Genomic DNA, 18,660 nt, shown 5'->3' with positions numbered 1-18,660 from the left:
TCCTTCGTTATGAAGGAAAAGGCGTTATTTGCGATATCAATGGTTACGGAAGATAGCATCGCCGGCAATAAAGAGCTCACTTCTATATTGCCGGGTAACAGAGTGCCTCGTCCGTGGTCAGCACTGTACGCCAGCGTTTTTTGCGCTGGCGTATTGTTGTTGCCATTATCCGGCAATGCCGCTGATGCTCCGGCAGCCGCTAAAGCGGCAGATAACAAAACCCAGTTGAAGACTATTCAGCAGGATATCGCCGAAAAAGAAAAAAGTGTTCAGCAACAGAAACAGCAACGCAGTTCGTTGCTCGATCAGTTGAAACAACAGGAAAATACTATTGCTCAGGCCAGCCGCAGCCTGCGTGAAACTCAAAGTACCCTGACGGCACTCGATAAAGAGATCGCCAGTCTTACCGCCTCAATTACCAAGCTACAAAGCAAACAATCCCAGCAACAAGACCTGCTATCAAAACAACTCGATGCCGCCTTTAAACAAGGCCAGCATAGCGGTTTGCAGCTTATTTTAAGTGGTGAAGAGAGCCAGCGCAGTGAGCGTATTTTGGCCTATTTCAGTTATCTCAATGAAGCTCGCCAAAAATCAATTACCGAGCTGGAACAAACTCGTACCGATTTGTCTGCAGAGAAGAAGACGCTGGAGCAAAAGCAAAATCAGCAAAAAGCGTTATTGGATGAGCAAAAAACTCAGCAAGAAAAGCTGGAGCAAGCACGCACTGCGCGCAAGAAAACCCTGACATCACTGGAAGCCTCGCTGGAAAAAGATCAGCAAGGTCTGGCAGAGCTAAAACTGAACGAATCACGTTTGCGTGATCAAATCGCCAAAGCTGAGCGGGAAGCCAAAGCTCGAGCAGAGCGGGAAGCAAAAGAAGCGGCGCGCGTACGTGAACAAGTGAAAGTCAAAGAACAGCAAGCCAAGAAAACCGGTTCCAGCTATAAGCCCAGTGAGAGTGAACGCTCATTAATGGCAAGAACTGGCGGTTTGGGGCGGCCAGGTGCTCAAGCCGTTTGGCCAGTTCGTGGCAATGTGACCCACCGCTTCGGCGAAGCGTTGCAAGGTGAGCTACGCTGGAAAGGCATGGTGATTTCTGCACCAGAAGGCAGTGAAGTCAAAGCGATTGCTGATGGCCGGGTACTACTGGCTGACTGGCTACAAGGCTATGGCCTGGTGGTGGTCGTTGAGCATGGCAAAGGGGATATGAGTTTATATGGCTACAACCAGAGTGCGTTGGTCAATGTTGGTGCGCAAGTGAAAGCAGGCCAGCCAATTGCTCTAGTTGGGACCAGTGGCGGTCAGGGTGAACCCTCGCTCTATTTCGAAATTCGCCGTCAGGGACAAGCTGTTAACCCACAACCCTGGTTAGGAAGATAGGGAACAACGTTAGGGAATATGTATTGCGTTATTTCAACACACGTCGGTTTATCATAGTAAGCACCCTACTCATCGCCAATGCCGCACAGGCGGGCAAACTTTCAATTGTTATTGATGACTTTGGTTATCGCCCGCAGAATGAAAATAAGGTATTACAGATGCCGCTACCGATTTCGGTAGCAATCCTGCCTAATGCCCCTTACGCCAAAGAGATGGCGGTCAAAGCTCATAATCAAGGGCGTGAAATCCTGATTCACCTGCCGATGGCGCCGCTGAGCAAACAGCCATTAGAGCGCGATACTTTACAGCCATCCATGAGCAGCGAAGAAATCCAGCGTATCATTCGTCAGGCGGTGAATAATGTTCCCTACGCGACCGGTATGAATAATCATATGGGTAGCGCAATGACCTCCAGCTTGCCTGGTATGCAGAAAGTTATGCAGACGCTGGAGCATTATCAGCTCTATTTCCTCGACAGCGTGACCATCGGTAATAGTCAGGCCAGCAAGGCGGCCGAAGGGACTGGCGTCAAAGTAATTAAGCGAAAAGTCTTTTTGGATGACTCACAAAACGAAGCGGCGATTCGCCAGCAATTTAACCGCGCAGTAGATTTGGCGCGTCGCAATGGCTCCGCGATTGCTATCGGCCACCCACATCCAGCCACTATTAAAGTGCTACAACAAATGTTGCCCCAGTTGCCTGCTGATATCGTATTAGTCAGGCCAAGTGCACTGCTTAATGAGCCGGTAAGCAATAATAATGGTAGCAGCGGCGTCTCACCAGGCAAGACAAAACCGCACTTTCCAGCGAAAGGTGAACGTCTGAAAGCTATCAAGCAGTGCCATGCAAAAGCCAGCTATGTACCAGAAAAGGTCTATGCCGATAGGATGTTTATTGTTATTGGTGAGAGCCTGATACAGAGCCCGGCGGTAGCATTTGTGCAGCGGTATTGGCAACAATATTTCCCGCCAGCACCGGTAATGCCTGAAAGTGAAAAAACAGAGCCACCGGCAAGCAAATCAACAACTCAAAAATAGATAACAACAATGGGGCAGCCATCACTGACTGCCCCATTTTGCTCTACTTTAAAAGATACAACCCAAAGCCATTGGAGTTGTGAGTTGACGAGCCAACCTATCTCAACATATCTAGGTCAGCGGAGGAATATTAATCCCAACTCAGTACCACTTTCCCAGATTTACCCGAGCGCATGGCATCAAACCCTTGCTGGAATTCATCGATAGAGAAACGGTGAGTGATAATTGGGGTTAAATCCAAACCAGACTGAATCAATGCCGCCATTTTGTACCAGGTTTCAAACATCTCGCGGCCATAAATCCCTTTGATAAACAGCCCCTTGAAAATCACCTGATTCCAATCAATAGACATGTCAGATGGTGGTATTCCCAGCATCGCAATACGCCCGCCGTGATTCATTGAGTTTAGTAATGTACGGAATGCAGGTGGCGCACCGGACATTTCCAGTCCCACATCAAACCCTTCAGTCATACCCAACTCAGCCATGACATCATTCAGATTTTCTTTACTGACGTTAACAGCGCGGGTCACACCCATTTTACGTGCCAGATCAAGACGATATTCATTCACATCAGTGATAACGACATGGCGGGCACCGACATGCTTACACACCGCAGCGGCCATAATGCCAATCGGGCCAGCACCAGACACCAACACATCTTCCCCAACCAAATCAAAGGATAACGCGGTATGTACCGCATTACCGAATGGGTCAAAAATAGCGGCTAGCTCATCCGAGATATTGTCGGGGATTTTGAAAGCATTAAAGGCCGGGATCACCAGATATTCGGCAAAAGAGCCAGGACGATTCACACCAACACCGACAGTATTACGGCAAAGATGGGTACGACCACCACGGCAGTTACGGCAATGTCCGCAGGTAATATGGCCTTCGCCAGACACCCGGTCACCAATATTAAAACCTTTAACTTCTTGGCCAATAGCGACAATTTCACCCACATATTCGTGGCCGACCACCATAGGAACAGGAATAGTTTTTTGTGACCATTCATCCCAGTTATAGATATGCACATCAGTGCCGCAAATAGCTGTTTTGCGAATTTTGATCATGATGTCGTTGTGGCCCAGCTCTGGCTGTGGCACCTCGGTCATCCAAATACCTTCTTCTGCTTTCAGCTTGGACAGGGCTTTCATAGACGAGACTTTCATGAACAATTCCTTACGCGATAACGTTAAGCTGTTTACCAATACGCACGAAGGCTTCAACAGCCTGCTCAACCTGCTCTGGCGTGTGATCTGCCGACATCTGGGTGCGAATACGCGCCTGACCCTTCGGTACCACCGGATAGAAGAAACCGGTGACGTAAATACCCTCTTTCAACAACGCATTAGCAAACTCTTGTGCCAAGGTCGCGTCTCCCAGCATCACAGGGATGATGGCATGGTCGGCACCAGCTAATGTGAAGCCAGCGGCGCTCATTTTCTCGCGGAATAAACGGGCATTAGCCCATAAGCGATCGCGCAGTTCGGCACCCTCTTCCAATAGCGACAACACTTCAATTGAGGCAGCAACAATTGCTGGGGCCAATGAGTTCGAGAATAAATATGGCCGTGAGCGCTGACGCAGCCACTCAACCACTTCTTTACGCCCTGCCGTATAACCACCCGATGCGCCGCCCAGTGCCTTACCCAAGGTGCCAGTAATAATATCAACGCGGCCCATCACTTCGCAGTATTCATGAGTACCGCGCCCATTGGCCCCTACAAAACCGACCGCATGGGAGTCATCAACCATCACTAGCGCCTGATACTCATCGGCCAAGTCACAAACCCCCTTCAAGTTGGCAATGACACCATCCATTGAGAACACACCGTCGGTGGCAATCATAATATGGCGCGCGCCGTCTGCTTTGGCTTGTTTTAGCTGGGTTCTCAGCTCGCTCATATCGTTGTTGGCATAACGATAACGCTTCGCTTTACATAACCGTACTCCATCAATGATGGAAGCATGATTCAGTGCATCAGAAATAATGGCATCTTCTGGCCCCAAGAGGGTTTCAAACAGACCGCCGTTCGCATCAAAGCAGGAGGAATAGAGAATGGCATCTTCCATCCCCAGAAAGCTGGCAAGCTTTTGCTCCAGTTCTTTATGGGTGTCTTGAGTGCCACAGATAAAACGAACCGAGGCCATACCAAAGCCATGAGTATCCATACCTTTTTTGGCAGCCGCGATCAGTCGAGGATGATTTGCCAGCCCCAAATAGTTATTGGCGCAAAAATTGATCACATGGCGGCCATCCGCCACAGCAATATCCGCTTGTTGGGCGGAAGTAATAATCCGTTCGTTTTTATACAGCCCTTCAGCACGGGTCGTTTTGAGTTGTTGTTCTAATTGCTGATAAAAAGGGCTTCTATCAAAGGGCAGGGACATGCGTTTATCTCCAAGATTGGCAGTTTCACCGTGCATTTTACTGCCTGACGGAGGACCTGACGAGAAACCTTGTCTTATATTGTAAAAAATGCAGCACATATCACGGTGAAGATGACTAAACCCACATAGAAACGTTGAGATTAATCCCTTTCGGCTGTGCGCTATCCTATGAAATGTTATGATAACGGCAAATTAGCGTGGGACATGGTGTCCGACCAAGAAGATTAGCAAGGGTGAACCTGATGATTATCGTCACTGGCGGCGCCGGTTTTATTGGCAGCAACATCGTTAAGGCACTGAATAATATCGGTTATAAAGATATTCTGGTTGTAGATAACCTGAAAGACGGCACCAAATTCGTCAATCTGGTTGATCTGGATATCGCTGATTACATGGATAAAGAAGATTTTGTCGCCAGCATTGTTGCCGGTGATGATATGGGTGATATTGACGCAATTTTCCATGAAGGTGCCTGTTCTTCCACCACAGAGTGGGATGGCAAGTACATGATGGATAACAACTATCAGTATTCTAAAGATATCCTGCACTTCTGCCTGGATCGCGGCATTCCATTTCTGTATGCCTCATCTGCTGCCACCTATGGCGGGCGTACTGATAACTTCATTGAAGATCGTCAGTACGAACAGCCACTTAACGTTTATGGCTATTCCAAATTCCTGTTTGATCAGTATGTGCGTGAGATCCTGCCGCAAGCTGATTCACAGATTTGTGGGTTCCGTTATTTCAACGTTTATGGCCCACGCGAAGGGCACAAAGGCAGCATGGCCAGTGTTGCCTTCCATCTGAATAACCAGATCAATGCCGGTGAAAATCCTAAATTGTTCTCCGGCAGCGAAAACTTCAAACGCGATTTTATCTATGTGGGTGATGTCGCTGACGTTAATCTGTGGTTCTGGCAAAACGGGGTATCCGGTATTTTCAACTGTGGCACTGGCCGCGCTGAATCTTTCCAGGCTGTTGCTGATGCGGTGGTGGATTTCCACCAAAGCGGGCCAGTGGAATACATTGAATTCCCAGAGAAACTGAAAGGCCGCTATCAGGCATACACGCAAGCTGATTTGACTAATTTGCGTGCTGCCGGTTATGACAAGCCATTCAAAACTGTCGCTGAAGGCGTCAAAGAATATCTGGCTTGGCTCAATCGCTCAGTTTAAATCACTTGCTGCAAGGAATTGATAAACGGTATGAAAATACTGGTCATCGGCCCTTCTTGGGTTGGCGATATGATGATGTCGCAAAGTCTGTACCGTACCCTGAAGGCCGAATATCCGGCAGCAGATATTGATGTGATGGCACCCGCGTGGTGCCGTCCGCTTTTAGCCAGAATGCCAGAAGTGCGTCACGCAGTCCCGATGCCATTAGGTCATGGGGTTTTTGCTTTTGATGAGCGCCGTCGCTTAGGGTTGGCATTGCGTGAAACCGGCTATGACCGCGCTTACGTGCTACCCAACTCGTTTAAATCCGCACTAATTCCTTATTTTTCAGGCATTAAACAACGCATTGGCTGGCGAGGTGAGATGCGCTATTTCTTGCTCAACGATATGCGTATTCTGGATAAACAAGCTTTCCCAATGATGGTACAGCGCTATGTGGCGCTGGCCTATGATAAGGAACGAATCCAATCAGCCGACGATTTACCGCAGCCTTTGCTATGGCCGCAGTTACAGGTTCGAGATGAAGAAATTGCCGAAGTTACTGCATCATTCAATCTCACCGATAGCCGACCTATTATTGGATTCTGCCCCGGCGCAGAGTTTGGGCCAGCAAAACGTTGGCCACATTATCACTATGCTCAGTTGGCCCAAAAATTGATTGATGCGGGTTATCGCATCATTTTATTAGGCTCAGCTAAAGATAATGAAGCCGGTGAAGATATTCGTCAGGCACTAGACGAGAATGCTCGCGAATATTGTCTCAATTTAGCGGGTCAAACCTCGCTAGATCAAGCGGTTGTCATGATTGCAGCCTGTAATGCCGTGGTCAGCAATGACTCTGGTTTGATGCATGTTGCTGCAGCATTAAATAAGCCTTTAGTCGCCTTATATGGCCCAAGCAGTCCGGACTTTACTCCCCCGCTATCTGACAAAGCCACGGTTATTCGCCTGATTACCGGCTATCACAAAGTGCGTAAAGGCGATAGTGCACAGGGCTATCATCAGAGCTTGATTGATATCCAACCGGAACAAGTGATGGCAGCCCTTGAAGCACAATTAGCTTCACTTAACAGCACTGTCCGTGAGGCTGATTAATGCATGTATTAATCGTTAAAACCTCTTCAATGGGCGATGTTTTGCATACTTTGCCCGCACTGACGGATGCAATGAATGCCATTCCCAATATTCGCTTTGATTGGGTGGTAGAAGAAGGATTCAGCCAGATCCCCAGTTGGCATCCAGCGGTAGATAAAGTCATCCCGGTGGCTATCCGCCGTTGGCGTAAAAATTGGTTTGGTAGTGATACCCGGCAAGAACGCTGTGATTTTAAACGTATTGTGCAGCAACGCAGTTATGATCTGGTGATTGATGCTCAGGGGCTGATCAAAAGTGCTGCATTGATTACTCGCATCGCCAAAGGGATTAAACATGGCCCGGATTGCAAAAGTGCTCGCGAGCCTTTTGCTAGTTGGTTTTATAACTGCCGCCATGAGATTGATACCAAACTGCATGCCGTCGAGCGCATACGCCAATTGTTTGCTAAAAGTCTCGGCTATGACAAACCAGAAAGTTACGGCGATTATGCCATCGCACAACGTTTTTTAAATCAGCTACCTGCAGATGCTGGTCAGTATCTGGTTTTCCTGCATGCGACAACCCGCGACAGCAAGCATTGGCCTGAAAATCATTGGTTAAAACTGATTGAGTTGGTCGCGCCTACGGGGTTAAAAATAAAATTACCCTGGGGGGCGGAACATGAATATCAACGAGCGGTACGGTTAGCCGCAGATTTTCCTCATGTTGAGGTATTACCTAAACTCAGTCTCCAACAAGTGGCTGAAGTTTTGGCCGGGGCAAAAGCGGTGGTGTCCGTGGATACTGGTCTGAGTCATCTAACCGCAGCACTGGATCGTCCCAATATTACGCTGTTTGGCCCAACCGACCCCGGTTTGATTGGCGGTTACGGGAAAAATCAAATTGCGGTTATTTCCGAGCAAAAAAGCATGGCTACTATTCCTGCTGAAACTATCATTGCGCGGCTGGAAACAGGGCTCTCATAAGCGGCAATGATTTCTAGCCGGATGATGCGTAGCCAAAAATTCTGTCAGTTAATATTTACTGTGTCATCCCAATCAACTCTGCTGATTTAACAGAGTTGATTGGTGCTGCCACACAAATCGTTAAGATATTCTAATATATTATTCAGGTTATTAAGAGAGTCTGTTAATTCACATACAGCTAATAACAACTCATTGTTTCTTTACGTGTCTAATTAATTATTCAACATAATGCCAATATACCTAAAGTAATTGGGAAAGGTGATAACGCGCCAGGGAAACAGGTATTATTAGTTAAAAATATTACTGGCGAATAAACTGGTGGCATCTATGGCTAGATCATTAATTACATCAACACTTAATGACAATAATTCTCATCTTTAAGTTCTAAAAATCAATTTTACAACCTCTCATTTGTTGAAATTTTATATTCTTTTTTATGAATGGCCTTACCTTGCTTAGGTTATCAAGCGGCCCCAGTTGAAAAGAGCCTTTCTTGCTCAAATATGGTATTATTCTTAATAATCCATATAAATGAAATTGATAGAATGTTGCTGCGTTTATATCAGGTATTACTCTACCTTATTCAACCTCTGATTTGGTTGCGGCTGCTGTTGCGTAGCCGTAAAGCCCCTGCTTATCGTAAACGCTGGGGAGAACGCTATGGTTTTTGTGCCGGTAAAGTTGTCGCTGGCGGCATCATGCTGCATTCAGTTTCAGTCGGTGAAACACTGGCTGCTATCCCGTTAGTCAGAGCATTACGTCATCGCTATCCATCCTTGCCGATTACAGTAACGACCATGACCCCCACCGGTTCTGAGCGAGTCCAATCTGCTTTTGGCAAAGATGTTCACCACGTTTATCTTCCCTACGACCTTCCCGGTTCGGTGAATCGTTTTCTTGACCAGGTCAACCCTAAGCTGGTCATTATCATGGAAACAGAACTGTGGCCTAACCTGATTAATGCCCTGCATCACCGCAAAATACCCTTGGTGATTGCCAATGCGCGCCTTTCTGCCCGCTCAGCTGCCGGTTATAAAAAGATCGGTAGTTTTATTCGCAATATGCTGCAACGCATCACATTAATTGCTGCTCAAAATCAAGAGGATGGCGATCGCTTTATCGAGTTGGGCCTTCGTCGCTCACAACTGACCGTAACAGGTAGCCTGAAATTCGATATTTCTGTAACACCTGAATTAGCCGCCAGAGCAGTCACTTTACGTCGCCAATGGGCACCGCATCGCCCTGTCTGGATTGCCACCAGCACCCATGACGGCGAAGAGACCATTTTACTGGAAGCCCACCAGCAATTATTACAGCACTTTCCAACATTATTACTGATTCTGGTGCCTCGCCATCCTGAACGATTCCCTAAAGCGGTTGAATTAACACAGAAAGCAGGGCTGAGTTACACATTGCGCAGCAAAGGCGAAGTTCCTTCGCCCAGTACGCAAGTGGTGATCGGCGATACCATGGGTGAATTGATGCTGTTGTACGGCATTGCTGACTTAGCCTTTGTGGGCGGTAGCCTGGTTGAACGTGGGGGTCATAACCCACTGGAAGCAGCGGCTCATGCCATCCCCGTATTGATGGGGCCACATACATTTAACTTTAAAGATATCTGTGCCAAGCTGGAACAAGCTGAAGGGCTGATTACCGTTACCGATACTCTCTCGTTGGTAAAAGAAATTACCCTGTTACTGACAGATGAGGATTGCCGCCTCTATTATGGCCGCCACGCCGTTGATGTATTGCATGAAAATCAGGGCGCACTTCAACGATTATTACACTTGCTGGAGCCTTATCTACCGCAGCGGAGCCACTAAATGAGTGCAAAAAAACGTCTGTCAGTGGTGATGATTGCCAAAAATGAAGCCTCGTTACTGGCGGATTGTTTGGCATCCGTGACTTGGGCTGATGAAATAGTGGTGTTGGACTCAGGCAGTGAAGATGAAACCGTCGCATTGGCTCAACAATATGGCGCAAAAGTTTACAGCAACACCGAATGGCCGGGTTATGGTAAGCAGCGGCAATTAGCTCAGCAATATGCCACTGGCGATTACATTCTGATGCTGGATGCTGATGAGCGTGTCACCCCAGAGCTTAAAAGCGCGATTCAAGCGGTCTTATTGGCACCGGAAGATGGCGCAGTTTATAGCTGTGCGCGGCGAAATCTGTTTTTAGGCCGCTTTATGCGCCACAGTGGCTGGTATCCTGATAGAGTGACCCGGTTATATCCGCACCACCAATACCGCTATAACGATGATTTAGTTCATGAATCACTTGAAAGCGGCACCGCTAAAATTATCCCATTGGCGGGTGATTTATTACATCTGACCTGTCGCGACTTCTTTGATTTTCAACGTAAACAACTTAACTATGCTCAAGCATGGGCCAATCAGCGCCATCAACAGGGCAAGAGTTGCAGTTATTTTTCAATTCTCAGCCATACTCTCGGGGCATTTTGTAAGACATGGTTATTACGTGCCGGTTTCCTCGATGGTAAACAAGGGTTATTGCTGGCGGTGGTAAACGCGCAATATACCTTTAATAAATATGCGGCTCTGTGGGCATTGAGCCATCAATATCAGAAAAGCGAGAACTCATGACCACTAAAGCCATCTATCCGGGGACATTTGATCCTATTACCAATGGGCATTTGGATTTAGTCACCCGTGCGTCAGAAATGTTTAATCACGTGATTCTGGCTATTGCGGACAGCTCCAGCAAAAAGCCGATGTTTACTCTGGCCGAGCGGGTAGCCTTGGCAAAACAAGTGACTGCGCCACTGAAGAATGTTGAAGTCTTGGGATTCAGTGAACTGATGGCAGAATTCGCCAAAAAGCATGATGCAAATATTTTGGTACGCGGTTTACGCTCAGTCTCAGATTTTGAATATGAATGGCAACTGGCCAATATGAACCGTCACCTGATGCCAAAACTAGAAAGTGTCTTTCTGATGCCATCAGAAAAGTGGTCGTTTATCTCATCCTCACTGGTCAAAGAAGTGGCGCGCCATGGTGGAGACATCACGCCATTCCTTCCTGCACCCGTCACCAAAGCGCTTATGGCCAAACTGGCTAAGCAACAGATAGATAATAGATAAATCGCGTTAGTGCTGGCAGTGACGGCAAAAGAATGTGCTGCGCTGCCCATGTTTTGCAATTTCAATCAAATGCCCACATTGGCGGCATGGCTCACCTGCCCGCCCATAGACCTGTAACTCTTGAGCAAAATAACCGGGTTTGCCATCTGACTGTAAAAAATCACGCAATGTCGTACCTCCTTGCTCAATAGAGTGCAATAACACCGCTTTTATCGTGGCCACTAGCCGTGCAATTTCTGATTCGGTTAATGAGCCGGCAGCACGCTCTGGCAAAATACCAGCAGCAAATAAAGATTCACTGGCGTAAATATTACCCACCCCCACGACAATTTTGTTATCCATCAGCCACTGTTTAACCACAGTACGTTTGTTACGTGATTTCTCAAACAGATAGTTGGTCGTGAATTCATCGCTCAAAGGTTCTGGCCCTAAGTGCGCAAGAACATTACTGGTTTCAAGGTCTTTCGCCCATAACCAGGCACCAAAGCGGCGTGGGTCGGTATAACGCAATATTTTGCCATTGCTGATCACCAAATCGACGTGATCATGTTTTTCCGGCTCAGTTTCTTCCGACAAAATGCGCAAGCTACCTGACATCCCCAGATGTACGATAATCCAGCCAGTTTTCAGCTCTATCAGTAAATATTTTGCCCGACGTTGAACACTTAATACCGGTTGGTCACTGAGTGCGAGAATTTCATCGGACACCGGCCAACGTAAGCGAGCATTTCTCACTACAGCATAGAGAATAGTCTGGCCGGCAAGATAAGGTTCGATCCCGCGTCGGCTGGTTTCAACTTCTGGTAATTCAGGCATGTAACCTCCCTAAACGTATCTCACTGTACTTTATATAATAAAAAACCCGGCCGAAGCCGGGTTTTCTTAATCCACCAAAATTAAAATTATTTAATTTTAGCTTCTTTGTAGATCACGTGTTGACGGACAACTGGATCAAATTTCTTCAATTCCAATTTTTCCGGCTTAGTACGCTTGTTCTTCGTAGTGGTATAGAAGTGACCAGTACCAGCAGAAGAAACCAGCTTGATCTTCTCGCGAACACCTTTAGCCATGATTCAGTTCCTTAATACTTCTCACCGCGGGCGCGAAGTTCGGCCAAGACCGTTTCGATACCCTTCTTATCAATAACACGCATACCTTTAGCAGATACACGCAGAGTTACAAAGCGCTTCTCTCCCTCAACCCAAAAACGGTGAGAGTGAAGGTTCGGCAGAAAACGGCGTTTGGTCGCGTTCATTGCGTGGGAACGGTTGTTACCGCTCACCGGGCGCTTGCCAGTAACTTGGCAGACTCGGGACATGTCTATTCTCCAAAAATCAAATCAGCTCGAGCTTCGTATAGGATTTGGCCGCCTCGTCAGGCTTTAGAGCCCATCTCAGCAAATTCACTGAGAAGACTCACTGTCATCAGGTCAGAAACCCCTGTCACCAGGCTATAAACCTGCTGAGATAGGCTCTTCACGCCAAACCCAAGATTCTCAAAGGTGGCGTAGTATACGCTCTGAAGCGTAAGTGCTCAAGTCCCGAACAGCTAAAGATCCCGAAAGGATCAATTATTATTTCGCTAAAGCCATCCGCGTTCGGCAAATGAGACACATTCACCCCGTCCAACCACCAAATGATCGAGCACTCGAATATCTAATAATGAGCAGGCTTTTACGACCTGCGTGGTCATCAAACGGTCGGCTTGGCTCGGTTCAGCCTTACCCGAGGGGTGATTATGCGCCAGAATCAGCGCGGCGGCATTAACCTTCAGCGCTGCACGCACAATTTCTCTCGGATGGACTTCTACGCTGCTGATGGTACCAGTAAACATCTCCTCATGGCGAATAACACGATGCTGGTTATCTAAAAACATCACTAAAAAAATTTCACGCTCGCGGTGAGAAAGAATATTTTGTAGAAATTTTTGGGTGATATCGGGGTTGAGCATGACACTTTCCCGCATCAGATGAGTTGAAAAACAGCGACCGGCCAATTCTGCGATGGCTTGAATCTGGCTGTATTTCGAAACACCAATCCCTTTTTTGGCACTTAAAGTGGCGTAATCTGCCGATAACAACTCATGCAGTGAGCCAAACTCTTCAATCAGATATTCCGCCATTCTCATTACGTGCATTCCGGGAATACCAGTGCGCAGAAAAATAGCGAGCAACTCGGCGTCAGTCAGTGCTGCTGCCCCATATTTCAGTAATTTTTCCCTTGGGGCCACCTGCCCACACCACTCATCCATGCCTTGGCTCCTGTTATCCCTAAGCAGCGCGAACAGCATGCCTGAAGGCTTAGGAGCTTACGAACCAGCAATTGACAGCATGCGTAGCGTCTCGCAAATTTGATGATTGATGGCATCAGGAGATGCCCTGATAGCTAATCTGCCCTGCGGTTATGCTAAAATATCGCCTCTTACAGCTTTCATTCGGACAATCATGATGACGGGACTTTCCGGCAAACATATTGTGCTCGGGATTAGCGGGGGCATTGCCGCGTATAAATCTCCTGAGCTGGTGCGCCGCTTGCGCGACAGAGGCGCAGATGTGCGCGTGGTGATGACCAGCGCCGCCAAAGCGTTTATTACGCCACTCACGCTGCAAGCAGTCTCGGGTTATCCCGTCTCTGATGATTTACTCGACCCTGCAGCAGAAGCGGCTATGGGCCATATTGAGCTGGGTAAGTGGGCTGATTTGGTGATTATGGCTCCAGCGACTGCCGATTTGCTGGCCAGAGTCGCGGCCGGCATGGCAAATGACTTACTAACTACCGTTTGTCTGGCAACGCCAGCACCGATTGCTGCAGTGCCTGCCATGAACCAGCAAATGTACCGGGCAGCGGCAACCCAAGCTAACTTACAGACACTCGCCAATCGCGGAATGTTATTGTGGGGGCCAGATAGCGGCAGTCAGGCTTGTGGCGATGTCGGCCCAGGTAGAATGCTAGACCCGTTGGAAATTGTGGCTCTGGCGCAGGATTATTTTTCTGCAAAACAAGATCTGCAACATTTAAGTGTCATGATTACAGCTGGACCAACACGTGAAGCACTTGATCCGGTGCGCTTTATCAGTAACCAAAGTTCGGGCAAGATGGGCTTCGCAATTGCTCAAGCCGCCGCCGCCCGAGGAGCAAGTGTCACTCTGGTTGCTGGGCCAGTGGCTCTACCAACGCCGGTGGGAGTTAAGCGTATTGATGTCGTTAGCGCACTTGAGATGCAACAAGCAGTCCAGCACTTAGCCGCCCAGCAGAATATTTTTATTTCTTGTGCCGCAGTAGCGGATTACCGCGCCGAGCACGTTTCTGACGAGAAAATAAAAAAACAGGGCGATGAAATTACCCTTAAGTTGGTGAAAAATCCGGACATTGTGGCGGGGGTCGCTTCGATGACTAAAAATCGTCCATTTGTTGTTGGATTTGCTGCCGAAACCCAGAATGTGGAAGAATACGCGCGACAAAAGTTAGCGCGAAAGAAATTAGACCTTATTTGCGCTAATGATGTATCGCTCGCAGAGCATGGTTTTAACAGTGATACTAATGCCTTGCACCTTTTTTGGCCGACGGGAGAGAAACGCTTACCGCTTAGCGATAAACACCTCCTTAGTCAGCATTTAATAGACGAGATTGTCAGCCGTTATGATGAAAAAAATCGACATTAAAATTCTGGACCCACGTGTTGGCAATGAATTTCCTTTACCAACTTATGCGACAGAAGGCTCTGCCGGTCTGGATTTACGCGCCTGTCTAAGCGAGGCCGTTGATTTACTGCCAGGGCAAACAACCTTGCTACCCACTGGCTTGGCAATACATATCGGTGATAACGCACTGGCGGCTGTTATTTTGCCGCGTTCAGGGCTTGGGCATAAACACGGAATAGTATTAGGTAATCTAGTCGGGCTTATTGATTCTGATTATCAAGGACAGTTGATGGTTTCTGTCTGGAACCGTGGTCAGCAGCCTTTCACTATCGAACCTGGCGAGCGTATCGCACAAATGGTGTTTGTCCCTGTGGTACAAGCAGAATTCAATCTGGTTGAAGATTTTGACCTTAGTGAACGTGGTACCGGTGGTTTTGGTCATTCTGGGCGCCAATAACCTACCCTAGACCTCGATACCGTAAAAAAGCTATCACATAAGCCGCCGGGGCCTGGCCTCAGTGCGGCCGGTATTTGGGTTTTTGTTATTAAGTCATTTTTAGCAAGGGTCTACTCGGACATGGCAGAAAAAGAAAATACGAAAAGGAACAGGCGCGAGGAAATCTTGCAGGCTTTAGCGCAAATGCTGGAATCCAGCGATGGCAGCCAACGCATTACTACCGCCAAACTCGCCGCTAATGTGGGGGTTTCTGAAGCAGCGCTTTATCGGCATTTCCCCAGCAAAACGCGGATGTTTGATAGCCTGATCGAGTTTATTGAAGACAGTCTGATGTCCCGCATTAATTTGATTCTGCAAGATGAAAAAGAGACATTTAACCGTCTTCGGCTAATCTTGCTGCTGATATTAGGCTTTGCAGAACGCAACCCTGGGCTTACCCGTATCATGACTGGGCATGCACTGATGTTCGAGCAAGACCGCTTGCAAGGGCGAATTAACCAACTGTTTGAGCGTATTGAAGTGCAATTACGCCAAGTTCTTCGTGAGAAAAAACTGCGCGATGGGCAAGGTTTTATTCATGATGAAGCCCTACTGGCCACTCAGTTACTGGCGTTTTGTGAAGGAATGCTTTCACGCTTTGTTCGTTCGGAATTCCGCTACCGGCCAACACAAGAGTTTGATGCCCGCTGGCCTCTGATTGTGGCTCAGTTGCAATAAACTGAGTTTAGATTTGGTTGGAAACTATGTAAAAAGGGCCATTTGGCCCTTTTTTGTATTTTCGGTTGAGGAAACCTTAGATGCCATATTTTTGACGATACTGACGCACAGCAGCCAAATGGTCGGCCATTTCGGGTTTTTCTTCCAGATAACTGATGACATCTTTCAGGGTCACAATAGAAATCACTTTGCAGTGATAATCACGCTCAACTTCCTGAATTGCAGAAATATCACCGCGACCACGTTCTTGACGATCCAATGAAATCATCACACCAGCCAGAGTAGCGCCATGAGCATTGATAATTTCCATAGATTCACGAATCGCAGTACCCGCAGTAATCACATCATCCACCAGCATTACGCGACCTTGCAGTGGGCTACCCACCAAACTGCCGCCTTCACCGTGATCTTTCGCTTCTTTACGGTTAAAGCAGTAAGGTACATCGCGCTCATGATGCTCCGCCAAAGCCACAGCCGTAGTGGTGGCAATAGGAATACCTTTATAGGCTGGCCCGAATAAAAGATCGAACTCAACACCACAATCCATTAATGCTGCTGCATAAAAGCGCCCGAGTTTTGCCAGATCAAGCCCGGTATTAAACAATCCTGCATTAAAGAAATAGGGGCTAATCCGCCCTGACTTCAGGGTAAACTCGCCAAACTTCAACACCTGCTTGTTAAGCGCAAACTCGATAAACTCGCGCTGATAGGCTTTCATTGGTACTTCTCCTCTCCAAATTGTGACCGTTTTCGTTAATCACTTTGTTTCGTTATTTGGTACACCGTCAGCCTGACTCATTGCGATGTGTACATCCAGGCGATAAGTCCTGGGCTAGCGGGCAAAAAAAAGGCGACTACCAAGTCGCCTAAATCAATTATTGTTCTAACGCCGCCTTCTGCGCCTGGAAGATAGTTTCTATCCCTCCCCGGGCCAAATCCAGCAACGCTAATAACTCTTCATGACTGAACGGTTCGCCTTCAGCGGTGCCTTGCACCTCAATCATCCGACCATCTTCCATCATGACTACATTCATGTCCGTTTCTGCTGCAGAATCCTCTACATATTCCAGATCGCACAGGGCTTCACCTTTAACGATACCGACAGAAACAGCGGCAACTAGCCCTTTCATTGGATTAGCTTTCAATTTACCGCTAGCAACCAATTTATTTAGTGCATCGGCCAACGCCACACACGCACCGCTGATTGAGGCAGTACGGGTGCCGCCATCAGCCTGCAAAACATCACAGTCTAAAGTGATGGTAAACTCACCCAGCTTCTTCAAATCAACCGCTGCACGCAAAGAACGAGCAATAAGGCGCTGGATTTCTAGAGTACGGCCACCTTGCTTCCCTTTCGCGGCTTCGCGGGCATTACGGCTATGAGTGGCACGCGGTAACATGCCATATTCAGCTGTTATCCAACCTTGCCCTTGGCCTTTCAGAAAGCGCGGTACACCCTCTTCGACCGTGGCGGTGCACAATACTTTGGTATCGCCAAATTCAACCAACACTGAACCTTCAGCGTGTTTCGTGTAATTACGGGTCAGGGTCAATGGGCGGACTTGTTGTGCTGCTCGGTCTGCTGGACGCATGGGCTTTCTCCGGCTTTAAATCGATATTGGTCGCGCATTATACGGCCTTAGTGATGTAATGCCTATCCTGCCTGCGCCCCGGAGGCTATAATCCCTGCATCTTTTCTTTAAAACGGGTACGCAACAATGATCCGCAGCATGACCGCCTACGCCCGGCGTGATATTAAGGGCGAGTGGGGTAGCGCAGCTTGGGAGCTGCGTTCCGTTAACCAACGCTACTTAGAAACTTATATTCGCTTACCTGAACAGTTCCGTAGTCTGGAGCCGGTTATTCGCGAACGCATCCGTGGCCGCTTAACCCGTGGCAAAATTGAGTGTAATCTGCGTTTCGAACTGGATGCCAGCGCACAAAGCTCTTTGATCCTGAATAAAGAACTGGCGAAACAATTAGTTGAAGCTGGTAACTGGGTCAAGATGCAAAGTGACGAAGGCGAAATCAATCCAGTCGATATTCTGCGCTGGCCAGGGGTTATGGCCGCAGAAGAACAAGATTTAGATGCTATCAGTACTGAGCTGATGCAGGCGCTGGATGTGGTACTGGATGACTTTATCATTTCCCGCGAAACCGAAGGTGCGGCACTGAAAGCTCTTATCGAGCAACGCCTCGACGGTGTTAGCGCAGAAGTAGTTAAGGTTCGTGCGCATATGCCAAACATTTTGCAATGGCAACGTGAGCGGCTGCTGAGCAAACTGGAAGAAGCACAAGTTCAGCTGGAAAATACCCGTCTGGAACAAGAATTAGTACTGATGGCACAGCGTGTGGATGTGGCTGAAGAGCTGGATCGTCTGGAAGCGCATGTCAAAGAAACACACAATATTCTGAAGAAGAAAGAAGCCGTTGGTCGTCGCCTTGATTTTATGATGCAGGAGTTCAACCGCGAGTCGAATACGCTGGCATCAAAATCTATCAATGCAGAAGTCACCAACTCAGCTATTGAGCTAAAAGTGCTTATCGAGCAAATGCGCGAGCAGATCCAGAATATCGAATAAAACTTCAAGTAATCTCTAATCGCCTCATCTAGATAAAAAGCCATTATAAATAATGGCTTTTTTGTTTTAGGCGGTCCCATTCTATATCACTAAGACGCGCTCTGTAGGTATACAGC

20 protein-coding genes are annotated in these 18,660 nt (G+C 47.8%); 12 read left to right on the top strand and 8 right to left on the bottom strand.

The window, feature by feature from the left end; genetic code table 11:
* Positions 1 to 9: 9 nt before the first annotated feature.
* Positions 10 to 1,380: a murein hydrolase activator EnvC gene (gene envC / locus DJ58_RS08610; RefSeq protein ID WP_004710493.1), complete on the top strand. Its 1,371-nt coding sequence runs from the start codon at positions 10 to 12 to the stop codon at positions 1,378 to 1,380.
* Positions 1,381 to 1,403: 23 nt separating this feature from the next.
* The gene (locus DJ58_RS08615) at positions 1,404 to 2,417 is read left to right on the top strand and encodes a divergent polysaccharide deacetylase family protein (protein WP_004710491.1); all 1,014 of its coding nucleotides are present in this window, start codon (positions 1,404 to 1,406) and stop codon (positions 2,415 to 2,417) included.
* A 130-nt stretch (positions 2,418 to 2,547) separates the two neighbouring features.
* On the opposite strand, the gene tdh is transcribed toward DJ58_RS08615, so the two are convergent.
* Together tdh and kbl are read right to left on the bottom strand one after the other, a co-directional pair.
* Entirely contained in the window at positions 2,548 to 3,573 is a 1,026-nt protein-coding gene (gene tdh / locus DJ58_RS08620) for an L-threonine 3-dehydrogenase (RefSeq protein WP_004710489.1), read from the bottom strand.
* A gap of 25 nt (positions 3,574 to 3,598) precedes the next feature.
* Positions 3,599 to 4,810: a glycine C-acetyltransferase gene (gene kbl / locus DJ58_RS08625; RefSeq protein WP_032911488.1), complete on the bottom strand. Its 1,212-nt coding sequence runs from the start codon at positions 4,808 to 4,810 to the stop codon at positions 3,599 to 3,601.
* Between the two features lie 242 nt (positions 4,811 to 5,052).
* Between kbl and rfaD the strand changes: the two genes are divergently transcribed.
* From rfaD to coaD, 6 genes are all read left to right on the top strand, one after another.
* On the top strand, positions 5,053 to 5,985 hold the full coding sequence (rfaD, locus tag DJ58_RS08630; RefSeq protein ID WP_032911468.1) for an ADP-glyceromanno-heptose 6-epimerase: 933 nt from the start codon (positions 5,053 to 5,055) through the stop codon (positions 5,983 to 5,985).
* Between the two features lie 30 nt (positions 5,986 to 6,015).
* Positions 6,016 to 7,080 (top strand): ADP-heptose--LPS heptosyltransferase RfaF, encoded by a 1,065-nt coding sequence (gene rfaF, locus DJ58_RS08635; protein ID WP_004710483.1) that lies wholly within the window; start codon positions 6,016 to 6,018, stop codon positions 7,078 to 7,080.
* A complete protein-coding gene (rfaC, locus tag DJ58_RS08640) occupies positions 7,080 to 8,045 on the top strand; it encodes a lipopolysaccharide heptosyltransferase RfaC (protein WP_032911467.1) in 966 nt (321 codons plus the stop codon). Before rfaF ends, rfaC begins: the two co-directional genes overlap by 1 nt.
* A 545-nt stretch (positions 8,046 to 8,590) precedes the next feature.
* On the top strand, positions 8,591 to 9,868 hold the full coding sequence (gene waaA, locus DJ58_RS08645) for a lipid IV(A) 3-deoxy-D-manno-octulosonic acid transferase (RefSeq protein ID WP_004710481.1): 1,278 nt from the start codon (positions 8,591 to 8,593) through the stop codon (positions 9,866 to 9,868).
* A complete protein-coding gene (locus DJ58_RS08650; RefSeq protein WP_032913257.1) occupies positions 9,869 to 10,651 on the top strand; it encodes a glycosyltransferase family 2 protein in 783 nt (260 codons plus the stop codon).
* Complete coding sequence (gene coaD / locus DJ58_RS08655) at positions 10,648 to 11,148, top strand: pantetheine-phosphate adenylyltransferase (protein WP_032911466.1); 501 nt, start codon at positions 10,648 to 10,650, stop codon at positions 11,146 to 11,148. Before DJ58_RS08650 ends, coaD begins: the two co-directional genes overlap by 4 nt.
* 6 nt (positions 11,149 to 11,154) lie before the next feature.
* Here the strand turns inward: coaD and mutM are convergent, their stop codons facing one another.
* The 4 genes from mutM to radC all read right to left on the bottom strand — a co-directional run bounded on the left by mutM (position 11,155) and on the right by radC (position 13,398).
* Complete coding sequence (mutM, locus tag DJ58_RS08660; RefSeq protein WP_004710476.1) at positions 11,155 to 11,964, bottom strand: bifunctional DNA-formamidopyrimidine glycosylase/DNA-(apurinic or apyrimidinic site) lyase; 810 nt, start codon at positions 11,962 to 11,964, stop codon at positions 11,155 to 11,157.
* 86 nt (positions 11,965 to 12,050) lie between these two features.
* A complete protein-coding gene (gene rpmG / locus DJ58_RS08665; RefSeq protein ID WP_004392084.1) occupies positions 12,051 to 12,218 on the bottom strand; it encodes a 50S ribosomal protein L33 in 168 nt (55 codons plus the stop codon).
* An 11-nt stretch (positions 12,219 to 12,229) separates the two neighbouring features.
* Entirely contained in the window at positions 12,230 to 12,466 is a 237-nt protein-coding gene (gene rpmB / locus DJ58_RS08670; protein ID WP_032816691.1) for a 50S ribosomal protein L28, read from the bottom strand.
* A gap of 263 nt (positions 12,467 to 12,729) precedes the next feature.
* Positions 12,730 to 13,398: a RadC family protein gene (gene radC / locus DJ58_RS08675; RefSeq protein ID WP_032911464.1), complete on the bottom strand. Its 669-nt coding sequence runs from the start codon at positions 13,396 to 13,398 to the stop codon at positions 12,730 to 12,732.
* Positions 13,399 to 13,591: 193 nt separating this feature from the next.
* Here radC and coaBC point away from each other — a divergent pair, with 193 nt between their 5' ends.
* The 3 genes from coaBC to slmA all read left to right on the top strand — a co-directional run bounded on the left by coaBC (position 13,592) and on the right by slmA (position 15,962).
* The gene (gene coaBC, locus DJ58_RS08680) at positions 13,592 to 14,809 is read left to right on the top strand and encodes a bifunctional phosphopantothenoylcysteine decarboxylase/phosphopantothenate--cysteine ligase CoaBC (RefSeq protein WP_004710469.1); all 1,218 of its coding nucleotides are present in this window, start codon (positions 13,592 to 13,594) and stop codon (positions 14,807 to 14,809) included.
* Entirely contained in the window at positions 14,787 to 15,245 is a 459-nt protein-coding gene (dut, locus tag DJ58_RS08685; protein WP_032911463.1) for a dUTP diphosphatase, read from the top strand. Before coaBC ends, dut begins: the two co-directional genes overlap by 23 nt.
* Positions 15,246 to 15,365: 120 nt before the next feature.
* Positions 15,366 to 15,962, top strand: a complete 597-nt coding sequence (gene slmA / locus DJ58_RS08690) for a nucleoid occlusion factor SlmA (RefSeq protein ID WP_004710465.1) — start codon at positions 15,366 to 15,368, stop codon at positions 15,960 to 15,962.
* A gap of 76 nt (positions 15,963 to 16,038) precedes the next feature.
* On the opposite strand, the gene pyrE is transcribed toward slmA, so the two are convergent.
* Positions 16,039 to 16,680, bottom strand: a complete 642-nt coding sequence (gene pyrE / locus DJ58_RS08695; RefSeq protein ID WP_004710463.1) for an orotate phosphoribosyltransferase — start codon at positions 16,678 to 16,680, stop codon at positions 16,039 to 16,041.
* Positions 16,681 to 16,837: 157 nt separating this feature from the next.
* Positions 16,838 to 17,554, bottom strand: coding sequence for a ribonuclease PH (gene rph, locus DJ58_RS08700; protein WP_004710461.1), 717 nt, complete (start codon positions 17,552 to 17,554; stop codon positions 16,838 to 16,840).
* Positions 17,555 to 17,680: 126 nt separating this feature from the next.
* On the opposite strand from rph, the gene DJ58_RS08705 reads away from it, so the two are divergent.
* The gene (locus DJ58_RS08705; RefSeq protein ID WP_004710460.1) at positions 17,681 to 18,544 is read left to right on the top strand and encodes a YicC/YloC family endoribonuclease; all 864 of its coding nucleotides are present in this window, start codon (positions 17,681 to 17,683) and stop codon (positions 18,542 to 18,544) included.
* The last annotated feature ends 116 nt before the right edge of the window (positions 18,545 to 18,660 follow it).

Origin of the sequence: Yersinia frederiksenii ATCC 33641, assembly GCF_000754805.1 — a bacterium.
Lineage (GTDB): Bacteria > Pseudomonadota > Gammaproteobacteria > Enterobacterales > Enterobacteriaceae > Yersinia > Yersinia frederiksenii.
Note: the sequence above shows the minus strand (reverse complement) of the source record. Positions and strands in the feature narration are given on the sequence as shown.

Coding starts and splice junctions, on each gene's coding strand:
- rpmB (WP_032816691.1), bottom strand. CDS start 12,466: ATGTCCCGAGTCTGCCAAGTTACTGGCAAGCGCCCGGTGAGCGGTAAC.
- tdh (WP_004710489.1), bottom strand. CDS start 3,573: ATGAAAGCCCTGTCCAAGCTGAAAGCAGAAGAAGGTATTTGGATGACC.
- kbl (WP_032911488.1), bottom strand. CDS start 4,810: ATGTCCCTGCCCTTTGATAGAAGCCCTTTTTATCAGCAATTAGAACAA.
- rfaD (WP_032911468.1), top strand. CDS start 5,053: ATGATTATCGTCACTGGCGGCGCCGGTTTTATTGGCAGCAACATCGTT.
- rph (WP_004710461.1), bottom strand. CDS start 17,554: ATGCGTCCAGCAGACCGAGCAGCACAACAAGTCCGCCCATTGACCCTG.
- dut (WP_032911463.1), top strand. CDS start 14,787: ATGATGAAAAAAATCGACATTAAAATTCTGGACCCACGTGTTGGCAAT.
- slmA (WP_004710465.1), top strand. CDS start 15,366: ATGGCAGAAAAAGAAAATACGAAAAGGAACAGGCGCGAGGAAATCTTG.
- coaD (WP_032911466.1), top strand. CDS start 10,648: ATGACCACTAAAGCCATCTATCCGGGGACATTTGATCCTATTACCAAT.
- rfaC (WP_032911467.1), top strand. CDS start 7,080: ATGCATGTATTAATCGTTAAAACCTCTTCAATGGGCGATGTTTTGCAT.
- envC (WP_004710493.1), top strand. CDS start 10: ATGAAGGAAAAGGCGTTATTTGCGATATCAATGGTTACGGAAGATAGC.
- waaA (WP_004710481.1), top strand. CDS start 8,591: ATGTTGCTGCGTTTATATCAGGTATTACTCTACCTTATTCAACCTCTG.
- radC (WP_032911464.1), bottom strand. CDS start 13,398: ATGGATGAGTGGTGTGGGCAGGTGGCCCCAAGGGAAAAATTACTGAAA.
- mutM (WP_004710476.1), bottom strand. CDS start 11,964: ATGCCTGAATTACCAGAAGTTGAAACCAGCCGACGCGGGATCGAACCT.
- DJ58_RS08650 (WP_032913257.1), top strand. CDS start 9,869: ATGAGTGCAAAAAAACGTCTGTCAGTGGTGATGATTGCCAAAAATGAA.
- coaBC (WP_004710469.1), top strand. CDS start 13,592: ATGATGACGGGACTTTCCGGCAAACATATTGTGCTCGGGATTAGCGGG.
- DJ58_RS08705 (WP_004710460.1), top strand. CDS start 17,681: ATGATCCGCAGCATGACCGCCTACGCCCGGCGTGATATTAAGGGCGAG.
- rfaF (WP_004710483.1), top strand. CDS start 6,016: ATGAAAATACTGGTCATCGGCCCTTCTTGGGTTGGCGATATGATGATG.
- rpmG (WP_004392084.1), bottom strand. CDS start 12,218: ATGGCTAAAGGTGTTCGCGAGAAGATCAAGCTGGTTTCTTCTGCTGGT.
- pyrE (WP_004710463.1), bottom strand. CDS start 16,680: ATGAAAGCCTATCAGCGCGAGTTTATCGAGTTTGCGCTTAACAAGCAG.